The following is a 23,041-nucleotide window of genomic DNA, read 5'->3' as shown; positions in this document are numbered from 1 at the left end:
AAAATTTAGCCGCCCCAGTTGAGGTTAACACCATCAAGTAGCAAGGAGGAGTTGTACAACTGGAGGATAATTACCAGAAATACAAGAAATAACGCCATGAATACAGCCATGAGAGGGGTAGTTCCCCATCCACGAGAGACCTTACCGTATTCTGCATTTAGGGGTCTGAGGATATCGCCAAGGCGGGTACGTTGTGACATAACTTTGTCTTCTTAAAAGGATTGTTACAAAATAGTATAATTGTAATTAAGAATAACTCAAATCATTGGTTCAATTCATGGAAAACGCAACTTCGATCGCGGTGACTATCGCCGTATGTGTGATCGTTTTAACGGCTTATGCGATATATGTGGCGTTTGGACCACCTAATAAAGAATTAGTCGATCAGTTTGAAGAACACGAAGATTAATTTAACTAAACCGTGCTTTGCGCGGTTTAGGCAAAGATATGAGTAAAAACTTTCGACTAACTCATGCGGTATTGGATGTAGCGGCAGTCTATGCGATCGCCGACAATGCGCGTAATGGGGCAGTGGTAATGATGAGCGGGATGGTACGCAATCAGACTGGGGAGCGAGCAGTCGATTATTTGGACTATCAAGCTTACGAATCGATGGCTTTACAAGTTTTTCAGGAAATTAGCGATCGCTGCCATGCCAAATTTCCAGATATTACCGAAGTTGTCATTCATCATCGACTTGGCAAACTCAAAATTGGCGAAATTAGCGTTTTAGTTGCGGTTGGGTCGCCACATCGGGCGGAGGCATTCGAGGCTTGTCGCTATGCGATCGACACCTTAAAAATAGATGCCCCAATTTGGAAAAAAGAATTTTGGCTAGATGGGGTCAGCAGTTGGGTAAATTGTCCCATATAGGTAAAAGGACGCTTTGCGTCCTTTTATTTGGAGTTTTTGATGCTGCTAGAAAAATCTTTTTTTGAGCGTCCTGCCCATGAAGTTGCACCAGATTTATTGGGATGTACTTTAGTTAGAAGGATTGACAAGATTGAATATCGGGGAATTATTGTCGAAACTGAAGCCTATGATGCTACCGATCCTGCTTGTCATGGCTATCGACGCAAAACTCAGCGCAATGCTGCTATTTTTGGCGCACCCTGTACTGCCTATGTCTATTTAATTTATGGAATTTATCATTGCTTCAATATTGTGACCGATCGCGAAGATTTTTGTAGTGCGGTATTAATTCGGGCGATCGAATGCGATCGCTTACCAAGTTGGCATAACCCCAAAGAAAAAGCGCATCGAGCAGGGGCTGGACCGGGCAAACTTTGCCGCCTATTGAAAATTGATCGGCAACTTGATGGGGTAAAGCTGCATCCTGATTCAGATCTATGGCTAGAAGCGCGATCACCAGATTTTAACGAGCCAATTTTTCAAACTACTAGAATCGGAATTACCCAAGGAGTAGATATTCCTTGGCGCTGGTATTTACGTGATCGCACCTCAATATCTCGAAAAGCTAACTAAATAAGAATTAGTGTTGCGGCGCAAAGCGCCGCAACACTAATTCTTGGGTGGAACTATCGACAGAGCTTTAGGCGGCGATCGCTGACTCTATCTATAGCAGTCCTAAATGGGTTGTGAGAGTGTGCCCCGAAGGGGCGCACTCTCACAACCCTGTAAAAGCGCTATATCTGTATATTGATAACTTTAGGAATAACCTTTTCATAACTTTTGGGTAAATAAATATTGGGTTTAGGAAGTAGGATGTTCGCACGAGATAAAAAATTACAGTTGCACAGCTAAAAAGCTTGATCTAAATTAACGGCTAAATGAACAAATTGTTTAGATAGAAAAAGCAGCTTTCCAAATTAATGTTTTCTACGAATTATCCAGACAGAGAGTTATCCAGACATTTGAATCAATAATTTATTAAATCAATTTAGACATTTTTAGTGCCTCTAAACTGGGGAAAGGAGAAAAAAGCAATGCGTATTGAAGTAATGCAACCAACGGGACATCTTAACGCCACTAGTACTAACTATTTTCGTCAGCAAGCTAGTCATGTGTTAGATCGGAAACCTGATGTATTACTTATTGACCTAAAACATCTCAAACAGATGGATAGTTCAGGCTTGGGGGCTTTAATTTTTGCTTTGAGGAGCGCTAAGGCGATCGGTTGTAGATTTGCACTCTGCTCAATCAGCGAGTACATCGACTTTTTGCTAGAAGCAACCTCAATGAAGACTTTATTTGATGTATTTGAAAATCGCAGCCAGTTTGAACATTCTTTGAAGAAAGTTTAAGGCTACTTTGAAATTTTCTAAAAGAGACATGTTGCTAAGCACCATGTCTCTTTTAGTTTTTTATATTGGCGATCGCTATTTTTGTTAAAACTTAAAATCAAAAAAGAGATAATGCTCTTTGCCCCATCTCTTTTTTGAGGACAGCAGCCAATTCGTTACAGCGATCGCTCTAACAAAGCGTTGCAAATATTGTTAAAATTTCCCCATCCTACTGACTGATCAATAAGATCAAACAAATTATGGAACCTAAAGAAAACACTGTCGAAGAGATGGCAGAAGCTCTAGCCGAAACTTCAGAAGTTACTAGCGCCGCAGAAGAAACTACCGAATCTCCCACAGCAACAACGCCAGTAACATCTACATCTGAAGCAATAACAGATGCTACCCCACCCATAGATGATGCACTCCAAGGGAGCTTTGATCTTTTGAAACAAGTCAAGGAACTTTGGGAGGAGTACTTTGGTGAAGGTAAAAAAGCCAATCGCACTCTAGCGATCGCCATAATTGCTACTATTCCTGTATTGATTGCCACATCAGAACTTTTAGGCTTTTTAAATAAATTACCCGTATTGCCTAGCGTCTTTGAATTAGTTGGCTTTGTTTATTCGGTATGGTTTATTTATCGATACCTATTACTTGCCAATACTCGCAAAGAGCTAATTGATGGGATCACAGCTTGGAAAAACAAAGTTTTTGGCTAAATAACTAATCTAAAGACAAGGGGCTTAAGAAGCCCTTTGTCTATAAGCGTGGTGTTTAGAGATAGGATATTAGCAAAGTAAAGCAACATCAAAAATTGTTAAGCTGTTTAATAAACAGTCTTGGGAAGTGAAGAGGTATATACGTCAAGCATGGGCAAAATTGTAGGTATTGACTTGGGTACGACAAACTCTGTGGTAGCCGTTATGGAAGGTGGCAAACCCATAGTGATTGCAAACTCAGAAGGTAGCCGCACCACTCCCTCCGTTGTTAGCTTTACTAAAGATGGCGAACGTCTTGTCGGGCAAATGGCACGTCGGCAAGCAGTGCTAAATCCTGACAATACCTTTTATTCTGTCAAGCGTTTTATCGGCCGTAAGCATAGTGAACTCTCGGCGGAAACTAAGCGCGTTCCCTATACAGTGCGTCGTGATGAGCAGGGAAATATTAAGTTACGCAGTTCTAGACTTGAGAAAGATTTTGCGCCTGAAGAAATTTCGGCAATGGTAATTCGCAAACTCGTGGATGAAGCGAGTCGGTATCTAGGCGAACCTGTAACTGGGGCAGTAATTACAGTACCTGCCTATTTTAATGATTCGCAAAGACAGGCCACAAAGGACGCTGGACGAATTGCGGGGATCGAAGTTAAGCGAATTTTAAATGAACCGACGGCTGCCTCGTTAGCCTATGGATTAGATAAAAAATCCAACAAGAAAATTTTAGTATTTGACCTTGGTGGTGGCACGTTTGATGTGTCGGTGCTAGAGGTGAGCGACGGTTTATTTGAAGTTAAGGCAACGACGGGCGATACGCAGTTAGGCGGCGATGATTTCGATCGCCAAATTGTCAATTATCTCGCTGAAGAATTTTTAAAATCCGATGGTGTCGATCTGCGGAAAGAGCGCCAAGCTTTACAACGTCTGACCGAAGCCGCCGAAAAAGCCAAAATCGAGCTTTCGACAGTGGGCGTAACCGAAATTAATTTACCGTTTATCACGGCGACAACTGAAGGACCTTTACATTTAGAAACCAGTTTAAAGCGATCTCAGTTTGAGCGACTCAGCGCCGATTTATTAGAACGCTTACAAATTCCCCTCGATCGCGTGTTAAAGGATGCCCAAATTAGTCCGCGCCAAATCGATGAAGTGGTTTTAGTTGGTGGCTCGACGCGAATTCCTGCGGTACAGGAAATGGTGGAAAGAGCGATCGGCAAGCCACCCAGTCAAAGTGTAAATCCTGATGAAGTGGTGGCGATCGGCGCAGTGATCCAAGCCGCGATTTTGTCGGGCGAAATTAAGGATGTGTTACTGCTGGATGTCACACCTTTATCTTTGGGTGTGGAAACTTCGGGCGGTGTAGTCAAACGTTTGATTCCCCGAAATACGACGATCCCCTGTCGCAAAATGGAATTATTTACGACTGCCGAAGATAATCAAACCTCTGTAGAAATCCATGTGATCCAAGGCGAACGAGATCTTGCTGAATATAACAAGTCACTGGGGCGCTTTAAACTAAGCGGACTCGATCCTCAGCCGCGTGGTATGGCTCAGGTGGATGTCACTTTTGACCTGAATACCGATGGGATTTTAGCAGTAACCGCTAGCGATCGCCGCACGGGTGTCGAACGTCGCGTCACGATTAAGGGTGCTTCGACTTTAGACGAGAAAGAAGTACAGCGCATGGTCACTGAGGCTGAGCAATTTGCCGATCGCGATCGCGCCAAACGGGAACGTATCGAAAAACTTAATCGTGCCGATAACTTGGCGGTGGGAGCCGAGCGTCAACTGAAGGAATTAGCGCTGAACTATGGCTATAAACTCAGTTACGAACGCCGCAAACAAATTGAGGGATCAATTAAAAAACTGAGAGATGCGATCGCCAAGGAAGATGATGCCTTAATTGATCGCGCTCAGTCTGAGTTACAGGAAGCTCTCTATGCGCTATCGACGGAACTCTATGCCGAAGATGATGAATATTATGATGATGAGGATGACGATCTCTTCGGTGGCATCCTCGAAAGTATCGGTAGTTTTGCCAGTCGTAACAAACGTGGCAAGGACGAAGATGAGCGTCGCCGCCCCAATACGCGAGTGTCCTACGATGACGATGATGATTGGATGTAGATAAAAAAGGCGGCGCAAAGCGCCGCCTTTTTTATTTTTTGGAGGTAAGCCAATAGGTTTGCATGAGTCCTTTCCCCTTGACCTCGATCGCACCACGCTCGACTAAATCAAACTTATGCTTGAGCAGTTCATAGGTAGCAGCAGTCACTTGAATTTTGCCAACTTCGCTGTGAGACTCCATCCGACTCGCCACATTCACCGTGTCACCCCAGAGATCGTAAATAAACTTTTGCGTACCGATCACCCCTGCAATTACCGCACCCGTATGAATACCAACGCGGATTTGTAATGGTCTACCAGTCAAATCACGAAGTTCCGCCACTTTATCAACCATGTCTAAAGCCATACAGGCGATCGCCTCTGCATGTTTTTCGGTGGGAATAGGAATACCACCTGCCACCATATAGGCATCACCTATGGTTTTAATTTTCTCTAAGCCATAGGTTTCGCAGAGCGTATCAAAATTAGAAAAAATCAGATTTAGCAGATCGACCAAATCTTGAGGAGCGAGTTCCGAGGACATTCTCGTAAAACTAACTAGATCAGCAAAGAGAACCGTGACAGACTCAAAACTATCCGCAATGACCCCATGAACTTGCTTGAGGCGATCGGCGATCGCTTTCGGCAGAATGTTTAATAGCAGTCTTTCTGATTTCTCTTGCTCAGCATGAAGTGCTTCTTCAGCAAGTTTCCGTTCCGTAATGTCATCAAGCACCCCCAAAACCCCAATAGTCTTACCTTCAGCATCAATAATTGGCAACTTGCTAATGTCTAGCCATATGGATTTTCCCGACTTATCAGGATTGAGTTTGCGCTGAATCACATGCATTTCAGGAATATTCGATTCCATAATTTGCTGATCGTGAGTCCGAAATATATTTGCCAATTCAGGATTACCAATTAGATCGTAATCAGTCTTACCGACCACACTTTCTGGAGTCTCCAGTTGAGCATACATCGCCCAATTTTTATTACATCCCCTAAACACCAGATTTGTATCTTTCCAGAAAATTTGTTGAGGAATGCTATCAATGATTAATCGCAAATAGGTTTTTTGTTCTTCGAGAGCTTGCTCGGCTCTCACACGAGCCGTAATATCCTGAAAACTCCATACCCGACCGATAATCTGATCGCCAACCCTTTGGGGACGGGAATAGCGTTCCAAAACTCGGCCATCAACTAGTTCTAACAAATCATAACTTTCACGCTCAGGATGGCGATAAAACTCCTGCGATCGCTGCATAAAGTCTTGAGGATCGAGCATCTTTTCCGATAAAAACTCTAATCTCAGGTCATAATCGGGGATCGATAAAACCTCTGGCGATAACCCAAACATATCCACAAAGCGTTGATTGTAGCTATTGATATGCCCAACTCGATCCACGGCTACCACACCATCCGCGATCGATTCAAAGGTAGCTCTTTGCAAACTCACAAACTCTTCTAGCGTAGACTCAATTCTCTTCCTTTCCGTAATATCAACCCCAATCGAGAGAATTTCCACCAATTTTCCTGAATCGTCTAAAATTGGACGATTTGCCCAAGATATCCATACCTGCTCTCCATCATTACGGATATTTTGACTTTCTTGAAACATTGATATCTGAGGAGACTTATTACGATTATCCATCCAATTAATTAAGTCCGAAACAGTAGTATCATCACTATCTTTGACAATCGTGCCACTAATATTTCTGCCCACCATCTCATCTTCTTTCCGAAATCCGAAGAAAGTTAAACCATATTCATTGATGAATTTAATTGTGCCGACAGTATTGATGCGTAAAATGATGCAATTGGCAGCTTCAACGAGTGTGCGATATTTGATTTCGCTAGTTTTTAATTCAGCAGTACGCTGTTCTACCCGAATTTCTAATTCCTCTTTACTTTGAGCAAGCGCCATAAATGAAATCTGTAACTGTTGCGCCATTTGATTAAAGGAGTCAGCCAGAATCGATAGCTCTCGCACATTAGCAGTTTCAATCGGATGGTAGGGCTGACCAGTAGCCAAATCTGCTGAAGCAGAAAGTGTCGCTAGCAAATGTGAAGCATCAATGAGCTTCTCCACGGGTTTGGCAATCCATTTTGATGTATAAAAACCTGTCAGGCTCGCAAAGATTAGAGCTAAAGCACATAGCACAATCGTATTGCGCGTATTAATATTAATGCGATCACGAAAGTCTTCTTCAGATACTGCCACAATCATTAGCCAGTCTAGTCCCTGAGCATTGCGTAATCTCGTAATCTGAATATATTGAGTTGCGCCTTCCCATTCCATTTGGACTTGCTGATGCTTGGGAATATCAGCAGAATTGGAATATTTTTGTTGAAGATTTTGAAAGACTAGGCGTAGTAGGGGATTTTGGCTTTTAAGTGCGTGAATACGTTGTTGTTTTTGACCTATGGAAATATAGGGTGCTTCCGAAGTTGATGTGGCAACTATTTCCCCTGATGGTTCCAGAATAAAGGCTTGTCCTGTTTTAGCAATTTTTAATTGGCGCAGAAAGTCACCAATTTGAGAAAGCGTTAAGTCGATCGCAATGACTCCGCGCAAGTTACCAGATTCGCTATAAATCGGCAAAGAAGCCGTAATTCCTAAAATCGGACGTGCTACAAATGGATAAATAGGACTCCAGACTGTTTGACGAGCCTTAACTGCTCCTTTATACCAAGGGCGATCGCGGGGATCGTAAATATTTACTTCAATTTGGTTAAGAGCTTTACCAGCATTATCTAAGCGATAGATTACTTTTTGCAGTGGTGCAGCTAAATTCGGCGAAGAAGATCGATGCAACACCAAAGCATTACCTTCTCTCCTCTCCACGCCGAGAAATTGCCCTTGAGGATTTGCGGCATAGAAAAAATATAAACTTTGAGCTTGGCGCATCTGTTGCCAAAATAATTTATCTAAGCTATTCAAATTCTCAAAATTCAAATAGCCCGCTTTTGCCATAGCCCCGTGAGCTTGCAAAATTTCTAAAGGAGCGTCAAAGTAGCCTCGCACATGAGCTTCAATCGTATTGGTTACTTCCTGTCCAATTTGAGGAGCTAGTTCTTGAGTTGCTTCCCGTCCATTCTGTACCGATAACCATCCCGTAATTCCCACAGCCGCAATCACTTGAGTCACAAAGGGAACTATCAGCAATATCTTGAGAGAAAGCTGGCGATCGCGTTGAGATTTGGCATCTGTACTGGCAGGAGCAGTCATACAAAAAGCTGCGTATAAAGTGCTAGACAATCCCCATAATAAAGTGATCCTCATAGAAAAGTACGAGTCTGCGCGTATTTGCTCATTTATTGCCTGAGGTTTGCTCTAATGAGTAAGTAGACAAAGCCTAAAACCTCTAGCCCACACTGCGCGTAGGCTAGAGGTTTTAGATCTGGATTTTTATTACCATCAAAGTTATGTCTGAAGTTAATTCTGAAGCGATCGCCCAAAAGATCACCGATCGCCTAAATCAAATTCGGGTCAATATTCCGCCACAGGTAAAACTAGTTGCTGTCAGCAAATACACGACGACAGAGGCAATCCGCGCGGCTTACCATGCTGGTGTGCGTGACTTTGCCGAATCGCGTGTACAAGAAGCAAAAATCAAGCAAACAGAGCTAGCAGATTTAACTGATATCACATGGCACATGATCGGATCTCTGCAAAGTAACAAAGCCAAACAAGCAATCAACCAATTTGATTGGATTCATTCTATTGATCGCCTTAGTCTCGCCGAACAATGCGATCGTCTCATATCTGATCTGGGGAAATCACCGAAGCTGTTATTACAGGTCAAGCTAGCCGAAGACCCTCACAAGTCAGGCTGGTCAGAATCAGAACTATTAGCAGATTTACCCACATTAGCAAAATTACAAAATCTCAATATCGTTGGGCTAATGACAATTCTGCCCCTTGGTCTAGACGAATCTCAAGCCTATGCAGTTTTTAGCCGTGCTACTGAATTAGCCGCAAAAATGCGATCGCTCGGTTGGGCAAATATCCAAGAACTATCTATGGGCATGTCCGCCGACTATGCGATCGCCGTCAAAGCAGGTGCTTCGATCATTCGGATTGGCAGCCAGATTTTTGCTCTGTAATTTATCAGTGAGACAGAGCTTTGCATCGTCTCACTGACATGGAATTTTATTTTCTGCTTGCCAGACATGCACAAACCTGTTATAAGTTTAGCGTTCTAAGCCAAATAGTTTTTCTCAGTAAAAGTTGAGAATTTGGCTAATCCTGATGGCGACAGTTTGAAATTGCTTGTGGCAATACAATAAATTGTTGCGATTTTTGTATTCTAGAACACTTTAATTTCAAATAATAATACTGATATTCCAAAATCAGAAATTAACCATGAGTATTGCTAGCTATTTTGATGTTATGGCTTTTCTCTTTTATGATGACTAATACGAAAAGCTTTAAGAAAGACTATGTATAACTAAGTTTTTATGGTGATATCACATTGTCCAATTATCATCATTTAGACTCACATAGACGCTCTTAGCTAAAATAAATTTGTTTTGCAAAGTCCTTGATAGGAAGCAAGTTTACCTAATTATTAAAAACTTGTTAAATATCAAAAAGCTCTCTTCATAGGTAACTAGTTTACTTAAGTAGTTAAGTCCTATGTACTACAAGGCTTTGTCAAATAAAAGTCGTGTTTTGTCGTATTAAAAAAAGTTAATAACTGTATCTAGCTTTTTTGCCTGTTATCGGTTACAGTCTGCGAGTAAATATTTTGTCAATACTGTTTTGGACAGTAAAGGCAATTTAACACAACTAGACAAAGCAACTCTTTGCCTTATTTTTAAGGCTGCTTTATTAGATCGCACTCCTCATCTAGTCTAGAAGTATGATGTTGCGGTTTTAAGCCAAAACTGAGGAGCACACAATAGGAGTTAATTACGATGGGAATTTTTACAAAGCTCAAGGATTTTGTTGGTTTGACTGAAGCACAAGAGTACGAATATGAGTACGATGAAGCCTCAAGCCGTGAATACCAAGACATTTATCAAGAAGATAATGGCGCGATCGCCCCAGAACCTGAAGAGCCACAAGCTCGCCGCACCCGTGAACGTCCCACCGCTTTAAGAGCAACTTCTGAAAACATGAGCAATGTAATTGGTATGCCTGGTGCTGCAAATGGTCTGTCCCAAGTCATGGTGATGGAACCTCGCACTTTTGAAGAAATGCCTCAAGCCATCCAAGCTTTACGTGAACGCAAATCAGTTGTGCTTAACTTGACGATGATGGACCCCGATCAAGCTCAGCGCGCAGTTGACTTTGTTGCTGGTGGTACTTATGCCCTTGATGGTCATCAAGAACGTATTGGCGACAGCATCTTCCTGTTTGCACCTTCCTGTGTTCAAGTCACATCACAGTCTTCAGTATTGAACGAAGCACCCATGCCTCAGCCTCGCGTGGTACGTCCTACCGCCGCACCTGCTCCAGCATGGGCAACCGAAGCACCCGTTAGCCGTTTCGCTCAATAATATCTAGGTTATTGGTGAATCCTTGAAAGCTCAACTCAGTATTATCGGTGGCGGTGTAATGGGTGAGGCAATTTTGTCTCGCCTGATCGCTAGTAACCTTTACCTGCCATCCGATGTCTGCGTCAGCGATCCGATGCCAGAGCGTCGCGCTCTGTTAGAAAAAAAATACGGGGTGCAAGTTACGCCCAATAATTTGGTAGCCGCGGAAGCGGAGATCATGCTTCTTGCCGTTAAGCCACAATCACTAAATGCGGCTGCGATCGGTTTAGCAAATGCGCCTGCTAATTGCATTGTGTCAATTTTAGCTGGTGTAACTTTGGCGAAACTAGAGGCGATGTTTCCCTCTAAACCAATTATCCGAGCCATGCCCAATACACCAGCGCAAGTGGGTGCAGGTGTAACTGCGATCGCGGCAAATGCCTTAGTAACCGCAGCACAGTTAGATGCTGTGCGAAAAATTTTTGGGGCAGTTGGTACTGTTGTCGAAGTTGCCGAATCACTGATGAATGCGGTCACAGGTTTATCTGGTTCTGGACCCGCTTACGTTGCGCTCATGGTTGAGGCAATGGCGGATGGGGGCGTAGCAGCAGGCTTGCCAAGAGCGATCGCCATGCAATTAGCCACGCAAACGGTTTTAGGAACCGCACAATTATTAACTGAAACGAAGTTACATCCTGCTCAATTGAAAGATCAAGTCACCAGTCCTGCGGGCACAACCATTGCGGCGATCGCTCAGTTAGAAAAAGCGGGCTTGCGTTCCGCTATGATAGAAGCCGTGCTTGCGGCAACCCATCGGGCTGACCAATTAGGCAAGCAATAAGTTTTTTTAGCTTCCTGCAAAGCAGGAAACTAAAAGTTTAATTGAGCAGATTGGGAGTTAGAGGTTTTGGATTATCGTCAAGCGGGTGTAGACATCGAAGCAGGTCGCACTTTCGTGGAAAAAATTCGCGATTCTGTTGCGAGAACCCATCGTCTAGGTGTATTGGGAGATCTAGGTGGTTTTGGTGGATGTTTTGAACTGCCCACAGGTTATCGACAACCCGTTCTCGTTTCAGGTACAGACGGCGTTGGCACAAAGCTAAAAATTGCTCAAGCAGCCAATAAACATGACACCATCGGCATTGACTTAGTAGCAATGTGCGTAAATGATGTGTTGACCTCTGGTGCAGAGCCTTTATTTTTCTTAGATTATTTAGCTACAGGCAAGCTAGAACCCGATCAACTTGCTGAAGTAGTTAAGGGCATTGCCGATGGTTGTCAGATGGCAGGTTGTGCCTTGCTCGGTGGCGAAACGGCGGAAATGCCAGGGTTTTATGGTGTAGGCGAATATGATGCGGCGGGTTTTTGTGTAGCGATCGCCGAAAAGTCAGAAATGCTCAATGGAACGCAGGTCAATATTGGTGATGTGGTCATTGGTTTGGCGAGTTCAGGCATCCACAGCAATGGCTATAGCCTTGTTCGCAAAATCATCGAAACTAAAGGCTATAACTGGGACGATAAGTTAGAAATTTCCATCGATACTCAGGATTTGACCTTGGCTGAAGTATTTCTCACGCCCACCCAGATTTACGTCAAGCCAGTTTTGGCAGCACTCAAAGCAAATTTTGGTATTCACGGACTCGCACATATCACAGGCGGCGGCTTACCCGAAAATTTGCCACGCTGCCTCGGTGAAGGTCAAGCTGTACAGATTTTCCGTGATAGTTGGCAGATTCCTGCTCTATTTCAGTGGTTACAAGCTGAAGGAGAAGTGCCAGAACTAGATATGTTTAATACTTTTAATATGGGTATTGGTATGGCGGTGGTCGTTGATCCAACTAAAGCCGATGAGGCGATCGCCTATTTCCAATCCCAAGGCTTTGTCACCAATCGCATCGGGGAAGTCATCGCTGCCGAGCGATCGCTAATCTTCACTTAAAAGATAAAAAAGGAGCGCAATGCGCTCCTTTTTTATTAATCACCGTTCAATTGCAAGATCGCCATAAATGCGGCTTGCGGCACTTCCACCGTACCAATCGACTTCATCCGCTTTTTACCCTTTTTCTGCTTCTCCAAAAGTTTCTTCTTCCGAGAAATGTCACCGCCGTAGCACTTACTCAGCACATTCTTACGCAAAGCCGAAATATTCTCACGGGCAAGAATTTTAGAACCGATCGCCGCTTGAATCGGAATCTGGAACTGTTGCTTAGGAATTAGTTCTCTGAGCTTGGATACTAGCGCCCGACCAACGTTATAGGACTTGTCGCGGTGAACAATGCAAGCCAAAGCATCGACTGGTTCTTCGTTGACGAGAATATCCACTAGCACCAGATCGTTAGGACGATAACCAATAATTTGATATTCCATACTGGCGTATCCCTTAGTGCGTGACTTCATCTGGTCGAAGAAATCGGTCACCATTTCGGCTAATGGTAGTTCGTAAATTAAAGTAGCCCGTTCCGTAGTGATGTACTTCGTATCGACAAATACACCGCGTCTGGCTACGCACAACTCCATCAATGTACCAATGTAAATTTGCGGAGTCATGATCTCCAACTTCACATATGGCTCCTCGATCTGTTTCCTTGAATTGGGTGGCGGTAACTCACTCGGATTATCAATCATTAAGATCTCATCGTTATTAGTCGTCACCCGATAAATTACCGATGGCGCAGTCACGATCAAATCGAGATTGTATTCACGTTCCAGACGCTCCTGCACAATTTCCATATGCAGCATCCCCAAAAATCCGCATCGAAAACCGAAGCCCATCGCGTTCGAGGTCTCTGGCTCATAGTTTAAAGATGCATCGTTGAGCTTGAGTTTCGTTAAAGCTTCACGCAATTCCTCAAACTGATCGGCATCAGTGGGAAACATGCCACAGAAAACCATCGGCTTGGCTTCTTCGTATCCTGGGAAAGGTTCTGGTGCTGAGTCGATCGCCGAAGTAATCGTGTCACCCACCCGTGCATGGGCAACCATCTTGATCGCCGCCGCCAGATAGCCCACTTCCCCTGCATGTAATTCCTCAACTTGAATTTGCCCTGGAGCGAGTACACCAAGCTCGTCAATCACATATTCCTGACCTGAAGCCATAAATTTGACACGATCGCCTTTTTTGACCGTGCCATCCATCACCCGAAAGTAAACAATTACCCCCCGATAGGCATCGTAATAACTATCAAAAATCAAAGCACGTAAAGGCTGATCGACCGTATCCTTCGGTGGCGGTACTCTTAAAACGATCGCCTCAAGGATCTCGCGAATCCCAATCCCCTGCTTTGCCGAGGCATGAATTGCGTCCGCGCAGTCTAAGCCAATTAATTCCTCAATTTCATGGGCAATGCGATCGGGATCGGCTCCTGGTAAATCGATCTTATTTAATACAGGCACAATTTCTAAATCGTTAGCTAAAGCCAAATAAACATTAGCCAGAGTCTGAGCCTCCACACCCTGCGACGCATCAACTACTAGCAAAGCTCCTTCACAAGCTGCCAAACTGCGCGATACCTCATAGGAAAAGTCCACATGTCCAGGGGTATCGATCAAGTTAATCGTATACTCATCACCATTAAGAGCCTGATAATTCATCCGCGCTGCTTGCAGCTTAATGGTGATCCCCCGCTCTCGTTCTAGATCCATATTGTCGAGAAATTGCGCCTTCATATCCCGATCCGCCACCGTGCCTGTAAATTGCAGCAAGCGATCGGCAAGCGTTGACTTACCATGATCAATATGGGCAATGATTGAAAAGTTGCGAATACGAGAGACGGGTACGTTGGTCATAAAATCACAATGCGGCGAGACTGTCCGATCCTACTTTAAATTAAAGTAGTGTAAATAACTGTAACAATGCTAATGCACTCTCATGCAGTTAAGTTCATTAGTTTAAGGGGTTACAAACTTACTTAGTCCTTTGATATTTTAGGCAAAGCTACACAAAACAGGGTTTTCCCCAAACCTGCGCCTATATATTCACCCAAAGCACCATATACACAAAAAATCTCTTCTCAAAAATTGTGTTTAGGGGTAATGTACAAGAGCTAGTAAACTGAGTGAGATTTTGCCAAGGTTTGTGAGCCAAATTAGCCGACTTCTCATATTACTAGATTGTATGAGTAATAATAGCTATAGTAGTTTCATCTAAAAATTGAAACATACTCGCTAGCCTGTTCAGCAGGAATAGCTAGGCGCTTCTAAGATTAACTATGGTCAATGTAATTCAGCCAATGTAATTCAACCTAGCAAAAGACAGGAAGCAACTTCTATGTAAATTCAATTTCATCGTGTACAACAGTTACGCAGGGCAGAGTAAGCAATGAGTATAAGCAATCGAGTTCGACTATATGAACTCTCTCGAGAGTTAGATCTCGACACCAAAGATGTCATCGCGGTGTGTGAGAAATTAAATATAGTTGTCAAAAGTCATAGTAGTACAATTACAGAATCAGAGGCGGAATTGGTACGCATCAAAGCCCCTCAACATTATCCCAAAACGAACGATCCCAAAACTTCTGAAAAGAAAGCAATTGCTGTGGCAAAGACCAAAGAATCCGATGCTCGTATTGCCAAGCAACAAATTCTTGCTGTTACCAAGCCCACAATTCGGCTCAATACTCCGCCTGCCTCTGGTAATGTAGGAGCTACACCTCCTTTGCATCCGCCTCTCAACTCATCTAATGCGATCGCTGAGCCTAGCTCAGAATCTCCTGCTAAAACTGCTGTTATTAACCCTCCCTTGCCCATGCCCTCTGCTTCTTCATTAGTTAAGCCTCCTAGTCGTCCTTCTGTCTCAGAAGGCGAACAGTCCGAAACTACACCTGCGCCCAAAATTGAATTGACCTCAGAAACTGAATTGACCTCACCAGTAAATCCCCAAGCGATCAAAGACTCTCAGCCAGCATCGCCATCAGAATCAAAGACAGAATTAATTGCGCCGCCAACTGCCCCCAAATCACCAGAAAAGCCTGCTGCATCGATTCCTGCCAAAATCTCAGTTGAGGAGCCAGCGATCGCAGCAAGAGTCAGTCCATCCAAACAAGCACCCAAAGAACAACCCCGTAAAGAAAATCCAAAGGCTGAGCGACCACAAGCAGAAAAAGCTGAGCGCCCTGTTGGAGCAAAACAAGCTTTAGTAAGTGTGTCACCACCTCAAGTCAAATTGAATAAGCCTGTAGCACCAGAACGTCCCAAGCCTCCTGCATCTGTTGCACCTAAAGCAGTTATTGCCCCTAAACCTCCAGCCGCCAGACCTTCAGATGAGTCAAGGATTTCGGCAAAAGCTAATCAGAGTAAGTCTGAGCAAGACCGATCCGAGCAGTTCACCCAAGAAACCAATTCAGAAACAGTTAAGGTAAACAAGCCTGAAAAGCCAAAACTGAACAAACCTGCTGAGCAACCTGTGGCTCCTGCTAACGGTAGACCTCAAGGTCGTGGGCCAAAATTGGTCAAGGACTCGGTACTTATTGAACGGGGGATCACTGCTCCGACAGAGCCACCACACAACTTGCGTCCTCCGATGCCCACCTTAATGCGTGCGCCTGAGAAGCCCGTAATTGCTGACAAGACTGGCAAAAAACCTGAAGCTGCGGGTGGATTTAACCCTGCATTGCCTGAGCTTTTGGAAAAACCAACCTTACCAAATAAGGCTAACAAGCGTAAGGGTAAATCTAAGGAAGAAGAAGAAAAGGATTTATTAGAGCTTAAAGAAAAGAATCGCCTGAATAAGCCCAAGCGCTATCTGCGTGATTTTGCGGATGATGACGATGATGCCGCCGATCTTGAAGCTGCGGCTGAGCTAGCCCAGATCAGTTTGTCACTAGCTCGTCCTGCGGCTCGTCCTAAGGCTGTAGCAGTGCCATCGAAGCCAACTATGGCGGCTGACATTAAACCAACGCAAAAGGGTAAAAGATCTGCACCAAGTCGCGATCGCCGTCACCAACAAGTCGAAGTTATTCCTGAAAAGCCTACCTCAGTAGAAATTGAGGAGGGTATGACCGTCGCCGTACTAGCCAAGCGCTTAGTACTTTCCGAGACAGAAGTGATTCGCACCCTGTTTATGAAGGGGATCATGGCGAATATCAACCAAACCCTTGATGTCGGTACTGCCAAAATGGTGGCGGCGGAATTGGGCTATGAAGTTCACGATCCTGAAGTCGTCGAGTTAGCGCTCAAGACCGAAATGATCGATGTCGGCGACCTTGATAAACTCCAACGTCGTCCTCCTGTAGTTACGATCATGGGACACGTTGACCACGGTAAAACGACTTTGCTCGATGCAATTCGTAAGAGTAAAGTCGCCCAAGGAGAAGCAGGTGGTATTACTCAACATATCGGTGCATATCACGTCGATGTTGAGCATAACGGTCAGAAGCAGCAGATCGTCTTCCTCGACACTCCTGGTCACGAAGCCTTTACTGCCATGCGTGCCCGTGGTACGAAGGTCACTGACATTGCTGTATTAGTTGTTGCCGCCGATGATGGTGTACAACCTCAAACCATTGAAGCAATTAGCCATGCCCGTGCAGCTAAAGTACCAATCGTGGTTGCCATTAACAAGGTAGACAAGGTTGAAGCTCAGCCCGATCGCATTCGCCAAGAGTTAACCGAATATGCTCTCGTTGCTGAAGAATGGGGTGGCGACACAATCATGGTTCCTGTAAGTGCAATCCGTCGCGAGAACCTTGATACCTTGCTAGAAATGATCTTACTGGTTGCTGAAGTTGAAGATTTACAGGCTAACCCTAACCGTACGGCTAAGGGTACGGTCATCGAAGCTCACCTCGATAAGGCGAAGGGACCCGTAGCAACATTGCTAGTTCAAAACGGTACATTGCGCGTTGGTGATATCTTCGTGGCGGGTGCAGCTTTCGGTAAGGTACGGGCGATGGTGGACGATCGCGGTGTACGTGTCGATAAGGCTTCGCCATCCTTCGCGGTGGAAGTCCTTGGTTTAGGCGATGTCCCTGCGGCGGGTGATGAGTTTGAAGTCTACCTTGATGAAAAACAAGCCCGTGCGATCGCCGATCAACGCACCATGGATCAACGTCAAGCCCGCTTGGTACAAGCCATGGCTTCACGTCGTGTCACCCTTGGTACTTTGTCAGAAAAAGTCAAAGAAGGCGACCTCAAGGAACTCAATATTATTCTCAAGGCCGACGTACAAGGCTCCCTCGAAGCAATTCTTGGTTCCTTGGCTCAACTACCTCAACGCGAAGTCCAACTCCGCATCCTCCTCTCGGCTCCTGGTGAAATCACCGAAAACGATATCAGTTTAGCGGCTGCTAGTTCGGCGGTTGTACTTGGTTTCAATACCACAATGGCTCCTGGCGCAAGACAGGCTGCTGATGAAATGGGTGTTGACTTCCGCGATTACAACGTCATTTACAAGCTCTTGGAAGATATCCAAGATGCGATGGAAGGTTTACTCGATCCTGAAATGGTTGAAGAATACCTCGGTCAAGCTGAAGTCCGCGCCATCTTTACGATTGGTAAGGGGGCTGTGGCTGGTTGCTATGTCCAGAATGGCAAGCTGATCCGAAACTGTAATGTCCGTGTCAAACGTGGCAATGAGGTTGTGCATTCAGCCGTACTTGACTCGCTGCGACGGGTTAAGGATGATGCGAAGGAGGTCGCCTCTGGATTTGAGTGCGGTATTTCTCTTGCGAAGTTCTCGACATGGAAAGAGGGCGACACCATCGAAGCCTTCCGCATGGTCACCAAGCGTCGCACGCTAGCTACTTCTTAATAAAAAAGCGTCCCTAGGGACGCTTTTTTAAGCGAATAATACAAAAAAATGGCTAAGCCATTTTTTGTATTATTCGCTTTGTTCTCTTCTTCTTTCCGATAGGCGCATCAAAATCTCTGTATGCACCTCACGAGTAATCGGATAAAAATATGCCAAACCTAAACCAATCACAAGGGCGATCGTCGGCAAAGGACCGATCGCTAAGCGAATTGCAAATAGGGCTGAATCAGGTTGAGTTGGTAAGGGCTTGCAAGGCACACTCTCTTGAAATTTAGCCCATGACAAACCTAGACCAAGTAAAAACAAACCAGCCGCTAGCCCAAACTTTTGTAATAGCACCATGAAGGCATAGAAAATTCCTTCACGGCGTTGTCCTGTCTCTAGCTCATCAAGATCCGTGACATCAGGAATCATTGACCAAGGAATCAGATAAGCGGTGGAAACACCAGCACCTGCCATAATCGCTAGTATATAGAGCAGCACCACTTGTCCTTCTTGCAAGAAAAATAATCCTGCTTGGGCAATAATCCAAATACCTGAACCCATGAAGTAAGCTGCTTTTTTACCAAATCTTTTACTGATCTCACTCCATACCGATAGCATGACTAGCGCCGTACCTTGAACAGCGATCGTCACAAGAATAAAATCACTTTCCTGCATCTTCATCCAATTCACCACAAAATAGGGAATGATCGAGGCAGTGATTTGTAAGGCTAGCCATGAGCAGAAATAGATGCCAATCACGAACAGAAATGGACGATTGCTAAAGACAACTTTTAACTGCTCAAAAAAGCTCATCTCCTCTGTAGTCGCATCAATGGATTCATTATGAAGTCGATGCCGATCGCTGGCGATCGCTCTTCTTTTAATTCCCCAGACACACCAATAAATCGAGATGCTAGAAATAATGGCACAGACTGCACCCAGCACAATATATTGCATCCCACCTGTATTACAGCTATCAGTCTGTCGCGCAGGATCTTTAAAGAAGGCAAAAATTAATTGGGCGATAAATAACGAGAGGATACTGCCACCGATGGAGAAGGTAAAACGGAAGGTGTTAAGGCTAGTACGTTCGTTATAATCTTGAGTAATTTCAGGCGTGAGCGCAGTATAGGGAAGATTAACGGCTGTGAAAAAGAGATTAAACACTATGCCCACAATCACGTAATACCAGAAAAGAATCATCTTATCGGTGCTAGGTACTAGCCATTGCGCGAAAAATGACAGTCCAAAAGGAATCGCCGCATAGATCATCCAAGGTAGTCGCCTTCCCATTTTGGATTTGGTGCGATCGCTAAGTACACCGACAATCGGGTCATTGATGGCATCAAAGATTTTGCCAATTAATAAAACCACCCCTGCAAGGGCAGGTTCGAGTCCTGCGACATTAGTAAAAAAGAATAATAGAAAAAATGAGAGCAAATTTGTGGTGATCGAAGTGCCAAGATCGCCTGCCCCATAGGCTAATTTTTCACTAAAAGTTAATTTAGCTTGGGTGAGGTCATATTGGGATGCATCAAAGGAACTTTCGGAATTACTCATGGTTGATTGCGTAATTTCAGTTTTAAATTATGAGAGGCTTACCCGTAGATAAGCCTCTCATAACTCATTTAGAATTTCTTTAGCATAGGGCAAACCTTGCTCGGCATAATGGGAATAGTTATTTTCGTAAGTTATTGTCATGAATTCAGAAAATCCAACTAGTCCTACACCTGCTGCATCTAATCAGTTGCGAAATTTATTAGTGGCGATCGCTGCCATCCTCTTGACAACAGCCTTATTTTTCGGATTTCAGACACAACAAAGCAGCACATCGCTGGATGCAGTCGCGGCAGCGGCGCTGCCCATTGATGAAGCTTTAGCTAATGGGAAACCAACTACGATTGAGTTTTATGCGGATTGGTGTACTAGTTGTCAGTCGATGGCGGCGGATAATTTATCACTGGAAAAGGAATATAGCGATCGCATGAATTTTGTGATGCTAAATGTAGACAATACTAAGTGGTTGCCAGAGGTAACTAAATATCGGGTTGATGGGATTCCTCGGTTTATTTTTTTAGATCGTACTAATCAGGCGATCGGTGATGCTACAGGTGTGATCCCTCGCGAAATTATGGCGACAAATATCGAGGCGGCGATCACTGACCAGCCTTTACCCCATAACAGCATTAGTAGCGATCGCACATCACCGATCTCTGAGCCAAAAGCCGCCGACATCTCCCAACCAAGGGATCACTCGTAATTTTTATGAGGGCGCTTTGCGAGCTTGAAACAAACCCCCATAAACAAAAAAGCCACGCAAAGCATGGCTTTTTTGTTTATGGGGTTTGGCGAGTTACTTCGGGTGGATTGATGAAACTAGGTGATGAGTTTGGGCTTGTTGATGGAGACACATTCGGAGTCGCATTTGGCAAGGGCAAAGTAATGTTTTCAATAATGCTAGTCCCGTTACCACCATTGTTGGGAGTTGTGGAATTTATCGAATCATTGGACTCTTGAGAATCTGGGGAGCTTGAATTGGTGGGGCTAGAATTGTTATTGCTAGCAGGTAAACTACCACCATTGAGAAAATATTCGTAAGTCGTTCGCGAGATTTGGCGGATTAACTCATTGGCGCGTTGATCATTATCAGGACGCTTGACCATTACCGCGATCGCATAGCGTTTACCATTGGGCATATCCACAATCCCCGCATCACCAACTGCCGAACCAATATCTCCTGTTTTATGAATAATTCTTGCCTCTTCACCAAGCCCCTTGGGCAAGAGTGTGTTAGTCACGGGGCGGCGCATGATATCCATAAAGCGATCGCGACTACGTGGCTCAATCAATTTGCCTTTATCGAGCATGGCTAATAACGTCACCATATCTTGAGTACTAATTGTATTTGTACCTTCAAGATCAGGCAGTTGATTCTTGATGACTATATTATTTAGCCCCCAAGATTTAAAGCGCTGATTCAGTGCTGTAAAACCACCGAGACGCTTAATGATCATATTAGTGGCCGTGTTATCACTAATCACAATCATTTGGGTTGCGGTTTCTAGAGCCGTGATTTTTGTACCCGTTGGTAAGAACTGAAAATCACCCGCTTCACCCACCTTAACATCGGCGGTCATCTCTAGCTGTTCGTCAAGCTTAATTTTGCCTGCATCCACATCCTGAAAAAAGGCAACTAAAATCGGCGTTTTAATCGTACTAGCCGCAGCGATCGGCTGATTTGCCCCAACTTGGACATAAGCCCCAGAGTCAAGATCAACCACCATCATTTGCATGGCGAGATCTTTTTCTTTAGCCGTCAATTCCTTGACCTTGCTTAGCAAAGGAGCTGCTTCAGTTTTGAGTTCAAGGGGAGCAATATCTGGAGATTTATTAGCCTCTTCCTTCGCAACCAATTCTGTCGCATTAGTTTTTGCAGCAATAGATTGCTGATTTTGCCAGAAAGAGATGGCAGTCCCAGCAATCACACTCAGCCCAATACCTGCGATCGCTAAACGTAGTACATGCCACCCCAAAGACTTAATAGGTGACTTGATGGGAATTGTCCGATTGATCCCATTGACTTTTTTGCGTGGTCTTAGCTCAGGAGATTTATTATCAGAGCGTTGCTCAGTACGAGCTTCCACAAAACCTTGGCGGTTGGGTAATGGCTTAACTTTATTCTCCAATATCCGTCCTTCAGAACGGCGATCCGAACGATTACTAAATCGATTGTCTATGATCGGCTCTGGGGATCGATTTGATTCAGGCGATCGTCCCAGACGAGGTGGAGCTTCAGAACTAATCGGGCGGAGAACAGAGTCACTATTGCTTGTCACAGCCTTGGCGCGACGTTCGCGCAACTTATTTAAACGCGCTTCTCGACTTTTTTCGGTAGCGTCAGGCGATGAAAAGTTTCTTGGTTCCACTGCTATTTATAACTCCGATACAAAAATGTCTCTACTAACCGATTAACTACTCGCGTACAACGCGAGTAGTTATGAATCAAGATGAGCCGTAGCCCAATTAACTTGGCGCAAAATCCCCCGCAGCATGGCAACTTCCGATGGACTCAGATTTGCGCGATCGAAGATATGCCGAAACTTTCGCAATCGATGAGCGGCGGTATGTGGATAAACATAGCCGATCTTGAGCAGTACTGCTTCAAGTTGCTGGTAGCAAGCTTCTAAGTCTGCGCGGGTAGCAAGGTCTATGGGTGCTGACTCTATCAAATCTTGAGCAATTTGGCTAGTCAAATTTTCGTGACATTGGGGATTTTCCTGCAACAGTTGCAATTGATAGCAACAAACGCCCACCGCCTGAGCCAAATTGAGCGAAGGATATTCAGGGTTGACGGGGATACGCATCACTTGCTGACAATGTTGAATCTCAGTATTGCTCAAGCCTCGATCCTCTGCACCAAAGACGATCGCACTGGTTTTAGCCTGCATCAACCAACTCAAACCTTTTTGGGGATCAGTCACTTTCATTTCACCCTGGTCAATGCGACCTGCGGTAGCGATCGCCCGATGGCAGCCAACTAAGGCGGCTGGCACAGTATCAACAATCCTTGCATTTTCTAAAATTTCTGGGGCATGAACTGCCATGTGTCGAGCTTCTTCGCCAAGGCGATCGCATTGCGGATTGACCAACCACAATTCCGCCAGTCCAAAATTTTTCATTACCCTTGCCACTGAGCCAAGGTTTCGCGCCCCCGCTGTCTCGACTAACACAATTCTTATATTTGATGTGGTATTTGGCAT

18 protein-coding genes are annotated in these 23,041 nt (G+C 44.6%); 12 read left to right on the top strand and 6 right to left on the bottom strand.

Annotated elements, in window-relative coordinates; all coding sequences use genetic code 11:
* Nucleotides 1–5: 5 nt before the first annotated feature.
* Complete coding sequence (psbH, locus tag B9G53_RS11045; RefSeq protein WP_094532125.1) at nucleotides 6–200, bottom strand: photosystem II reaction center phosphoprotein PsbH; 195 nt, start codon at nucleotides 198–200, stop codon at nucleotides 6–8.
* A gap of 77 nt (nucleotides 201–277) precedes the next feature.
* Between psbH and psbN the strand changes: the two genes are divergently transcribed.
* The 6 genes from psbN (at nucleotide 278) to dnaK (ending at nucleotide 5,086) form a co-directional block, all read left to right on the top strand.
* Nucleotides 278–409 carry a photosystem II reaction center protein PsbN gene (gene psbN, locus B9G53_RS11040; protein ID WP_094532123.1) on the top strand — a complete coding sequence of 44 codons (132 nt, stop codon included), beginning with the start codon at nucleotides 278–280 and terminating at the stop codon, nucleotides 407–409.
* Nucleotides 410–447: 38 nt separating this feature from the next.
* Nucleotides 448–873 carry a molybdenum cofactor biosynthesis protein MoaE gene (locus B9G53_RS11035; protein WP_094532121.1) on the top strand — a complete coding sequence of 142 codons (426 nt, stop codon included), beginning with the start codon at nucleotides 448–450 and terminating at the stop codon, nucleotides 871–873.
* A gap of 39 nt (nucleotides 874–912) precedes the next feature.
* The gene (locus B9G53_RS11030) at nucleotides 913–1,485 is read left to right on the top strand and encodes a DNA-3-methyladenine glycosylase (protein ID WP_094532119.1); all 573 of its coding nucleotides are present in this window, start codon (nucleotides 913–915) and stop codon (nucleotides 1,483–1,485) included.
* 461 nt (nucleotides 1,486–1,946) lie between these two features.
* Nucleotides 1,947–2,264, top strand: coding sequence for an STAS domain-containing protein (locus tag B9G53_RS11025; RefSeq protein ID WP_094532117.1), 318 nt, complete (start codon nucleotides 1,947–1,949; stop codon nucleotides 2,262–2,264).
* Between the two features lie 239 nt (nucleotides 2,265–2,503).
* Complete coding sequence (locus B9G53_RS11020) at nucleotides 2,504–2,965, top strand: CAAD domain-containing protein (RefSeq protein WP_254923628.1); 462 nt, start codon at nucleotides 2,504–2,506, stop codon at nucleotides 2,963–2,965.
* Between the two features lie 150 nt (nucleotides 2,966–3,115).
* A complete protein-coding gene (gene dnaK / locus B9G53_RS11015) occupies nucleotides 3,116–5,086 on the top strand; it encodes a molecular chaperone DnaK (protein ID WP_094532115.1) in 1,971 nt (656 codons plus the stop codon).
* A gap of 31 nt (nucleotides 5,087–5,117) precedes the next feature.
* Here the strand turns inward: dnaK and B9G53_RS11010 are convergent, their stop codons facing one another.
* Nucleotides 5,118–8,294: an adenylate/guanylate cyclase domain-containing protein gene (locus B9G53_RS11010; RefSeq protein WP_217901558.1), complete on the bottom strand. Its 3,177-nt coding sequence runs from the start codon at nucleotides 8,292–8,294 to the stop codon at nucleotides 5,118–5,120.
* A 197-nt stretch (nucleotides 8,295–8,491) separates the two neighbouring features.
* On the opposite strand from B9G53_RS11010, the gene B9G53_RS11005 reads away from it, so the two are divergent.
* The 4 genes from B9G53_RS11005 to purM all read left to right on the top strand — a co-directional run bounded on the left by B9G53_RS11005 (nucleotide 8,492) and on the right by purM (nucleotide 12,488).
* Complete coding sequence (locus B9G53_RS11005) at nucleotides 8,492–9,172, top strand: YggS family pyridoxal phosphate-dependent enzyme (RefSeq protein ID WP_094532111.1); 681 nt, start codon at nucleotides 8,492–8,494, stop codon at nucleotides 9,170–9,172.
* An 813-nt stretch (nucleotides 9,173–9,985) separates the two neighbouring features.
* Nucleotides 9,986–10,570: a cell division protein SepF gene (locus B9G53_RS11000; protein ID WP_094532109.1), complete on the top strand. Its 585-nt coding sequence runs from the start codon at nucleotides 9,986–9,988 to the stop codon at nucleotides 10,568–10,570.
* Nucleotides 10,571–10,592: 22 nt separating this feature from the next.
* Nucleotides 10,593–11,390 (top strand): pyrroline-5-carboxylate reductase, encoded by a 798-nt coding sequence (gene proC / locus B9G53_RS10995; RefSeq protein WP_094532107.1) that lies wholly within the window; start codon nucleotides 10,593–10,595, stop codon nucleotides 11,388–11,390.
* A 66-nt stretch (nucleotides 11,391–11,456) separates the two neighbouring features.
* A complete protein-coding gene (gene purM, locus B9G53_RS10990; RefSeq protein ID WP_094532105.1) occupies nucleotides 11,457–12,488 on the top strand; it encodes a phosphoribosylformylglycinamidine cyclo-ligase in 1,032 nt (343 codons plus the stop codon).
* Between the two features lie 35 nt (nucleotides 12,489–12,523).
* Here purM and lepA read toward each other — a convergent pair whose 3' ends face one another.
* A complete protein-coding gene (gene lepA, locus B9G53_RS10985; RefSeq protein ID WP_094532103.1) occupies nucleotides 12,524–14,335 on the bottom strand; it encodes a translation elongation factor 4 in 1,812 nt (603 codons plus the stop codon).
* Between the two features lie 532 nt (nucleotides 14,336–14,867).
* Between lepA and infB the strand changes: the two genes are divergently transcribed.
* The gene (gene infB, locus B9G53_RS10980; RefSeq protein WP_094532101.1) at nucleotides 14,868–18,296 is read left to right on the top strand and encodes a translation initiation factor IF-2; all 3,429 of its coding nucleotides are present in this window, start codon (nucleotides 14,868–14,870) and stop codon (nucleotides 18,294–18,296) included.
* Nucleotides 18,297–18,365: 69 nt separating this feature from the next.
* Here the strand turns inward: infB and B9G53_RS10975 are convergent, their stop codons facing one another.
* On the bottom strand, nucleotides 18,366–19,841 hold the full coding sequence (locus B9G53_RS10975; protein ID WP_094532099.1) for an MFS transporter: 1,476 nt from the start codon (nucleotides 19,839–19,841) through the stop codon (nucleotides 18,366–18,368).
* 139 nt (nucleotides 19,842–19,980) lie between these two features.
* On the opposite strand from B9G53_RS10975, the gene B9G53_RS10970 reads away from it, so the two are divergent.
* Nucleotides 19,981–20,541, top strand: coding sequence for a thioredoxin domain-containing protein (locus tag B9G53_RS10970; protein ID WP_094532097.1), 561 nt, complete (start codon nucleotides 19,981–19,983; stop codon nucleotides 20,539–20,541).
* A 76-nt stretch (nucleotides 20,542–20,617) separates the two neighbouring features.
* On the opposite strand, the gene B9G53_RS10965 is transcribed toward B9G53_RS10970, so the two are convergent.
* Nucleotides 20,618–22,207, bottom strand: coding sequence for a serine hydrolase (locus tag B9G53_RS10965; protein ID WP_094532095.1), 1,590 nt, complete (start codon nucleotides 22,205–22,207; stop codon nucleotides 20,618–20,620).
* Nucleotides 22,208–22,276: 69 nt separating this feature from the next.
* Complete coding sequence (locus B9G53_RS10960; protein WP_094532093.1) at nucleotides 22,277–23,041, bottom strand: RNA methyltransferase; 765 nt, start codon at nucleotides 23,039–23,041, stop codon at nucleotides 22,277–22,279.

It is taken from the genome of Pseudanabaena sp. SR411 (assembly GCF_002251945.1).
Lineage (GTDB): Bacteria > Cyanobacteriota > Cyanobacteriia > Pseudanabaenales > Pseudanabaenaceae > Pseudanabaena.
Note: the sequence above shows the minus strand (reverse complement) of the source record. Positions and strands in the feature narration are given on the sequence as shown.

What these genes read in the sequence shown, in the direction of transcription:
- infB (WP_094532101.1), top strand. Translation starts at nt 14,868, where the DNA reads ATGAGTATAAGCAATCGAGTTCGACTATATGAACTCTCTCGAGAGTTA.
- psbH (WP_094532125.1), bottom strand. Translation starts at nt 200, where the DNA reads ATGTCACAACGTACCCGCCTTGGCGATATCCTCAGACCCCTAAATGCA.
- lepA (WP_094532103.1), bottom strand. Translation starts at nt 14,335, where the DNA reads ATGACCAACGTACCCGTCTCTCGTATTCGCAACTTTTCAATCATTGCC.
- B9G53_RS11020 (WP_254923628.1), top strand. Translation starts at nt 2,504, where the DNA reads ATGGAACCTAAAGAAAACACTGTCGAAGAGATGGCAGAAGCTCTAGCC.
- B9G53_RS11010 (WP_217901558.1), bottom strand. Translation starts at nt 8,294, where the DNA reads ATGACTGCTCCTGCCAGTACAGATGCCAAATCTCAACGCGATCGCCAG.
- B9G53_RS10975 (WP_094532099.1), bottom strand. Translation starts at nt 19,841, where the DNA reads ATGAGTAATTCCGAAAGTTCCTTTGATGCATCCCAATATGACCTCACC.
- B9G53_RS11025 (WP_094532117.1), top strand. Translation starts at nt 1,947, where the DNA reads ATGCGTATTGAAGTAATGCAACCAACGGGACATCTTAACGCCACTAGT.
- B9G53_RS11000 (WP_094532109.1), top strand. Translation starts at nt 9,986, where the DNA reads ATGGGAATTTTTACAAAGCTCAAGGATTTTGTTGGTTTGACTGAAGCA.
- B9G53_RS11030 (WP_094532119.1), top strand. Translation starts at nt 913, where the DNA reads ATGCTGCTAGAAAAATCTTTTTTTGAGCGTCCTGCCCATGAAGTTGCA.
- B9G53_RS10970 (WP_094532097.1), top strand. Translation starts at nt 19,981, where the DNA reads ATGAATTCAGAAAATCCAACTAGTCCTACACCTGCTGCATCTAATCAG.
- dnaK (WP_094532115.1), top strand. Translation starts at nt 3,116, where the DNA reads ATGGGCAAAATTGTAGGTATTGACTTGGGTACGACAAACTCTGTGGTA.
- B9G53_RS11005 (WP_094532111.1), top strand. Translation starts at nt 8,492, where the DNA reads ATGTCTGAAGTTAATTCTGAAGCGATCGCCCAAAAGATCACCGATCGC.
- psbN (WP_094532123.1), top strand. Translation starts at nt 278, where the DNA reads ATGGAAAACGCAACTTCGATCGCGGTGACTATCGCCGTATGTGTGATC.
- B9G53_RS10960 (WP_094532093.1), bottom strand. Translation starts at nt 23,041, where the DNA reads ATGCCAAATACCACATCAAATATAAGAATTGTGTTAGTCGAGACAGCG.
- B9G53_RS11035 (WP_094532121.1), top strand. Translation starts at nt 448, where the DNA reads ATGAGTAAAAACTTTCGACTAACTCATGCGGTATTGGATGTAGCGGCA.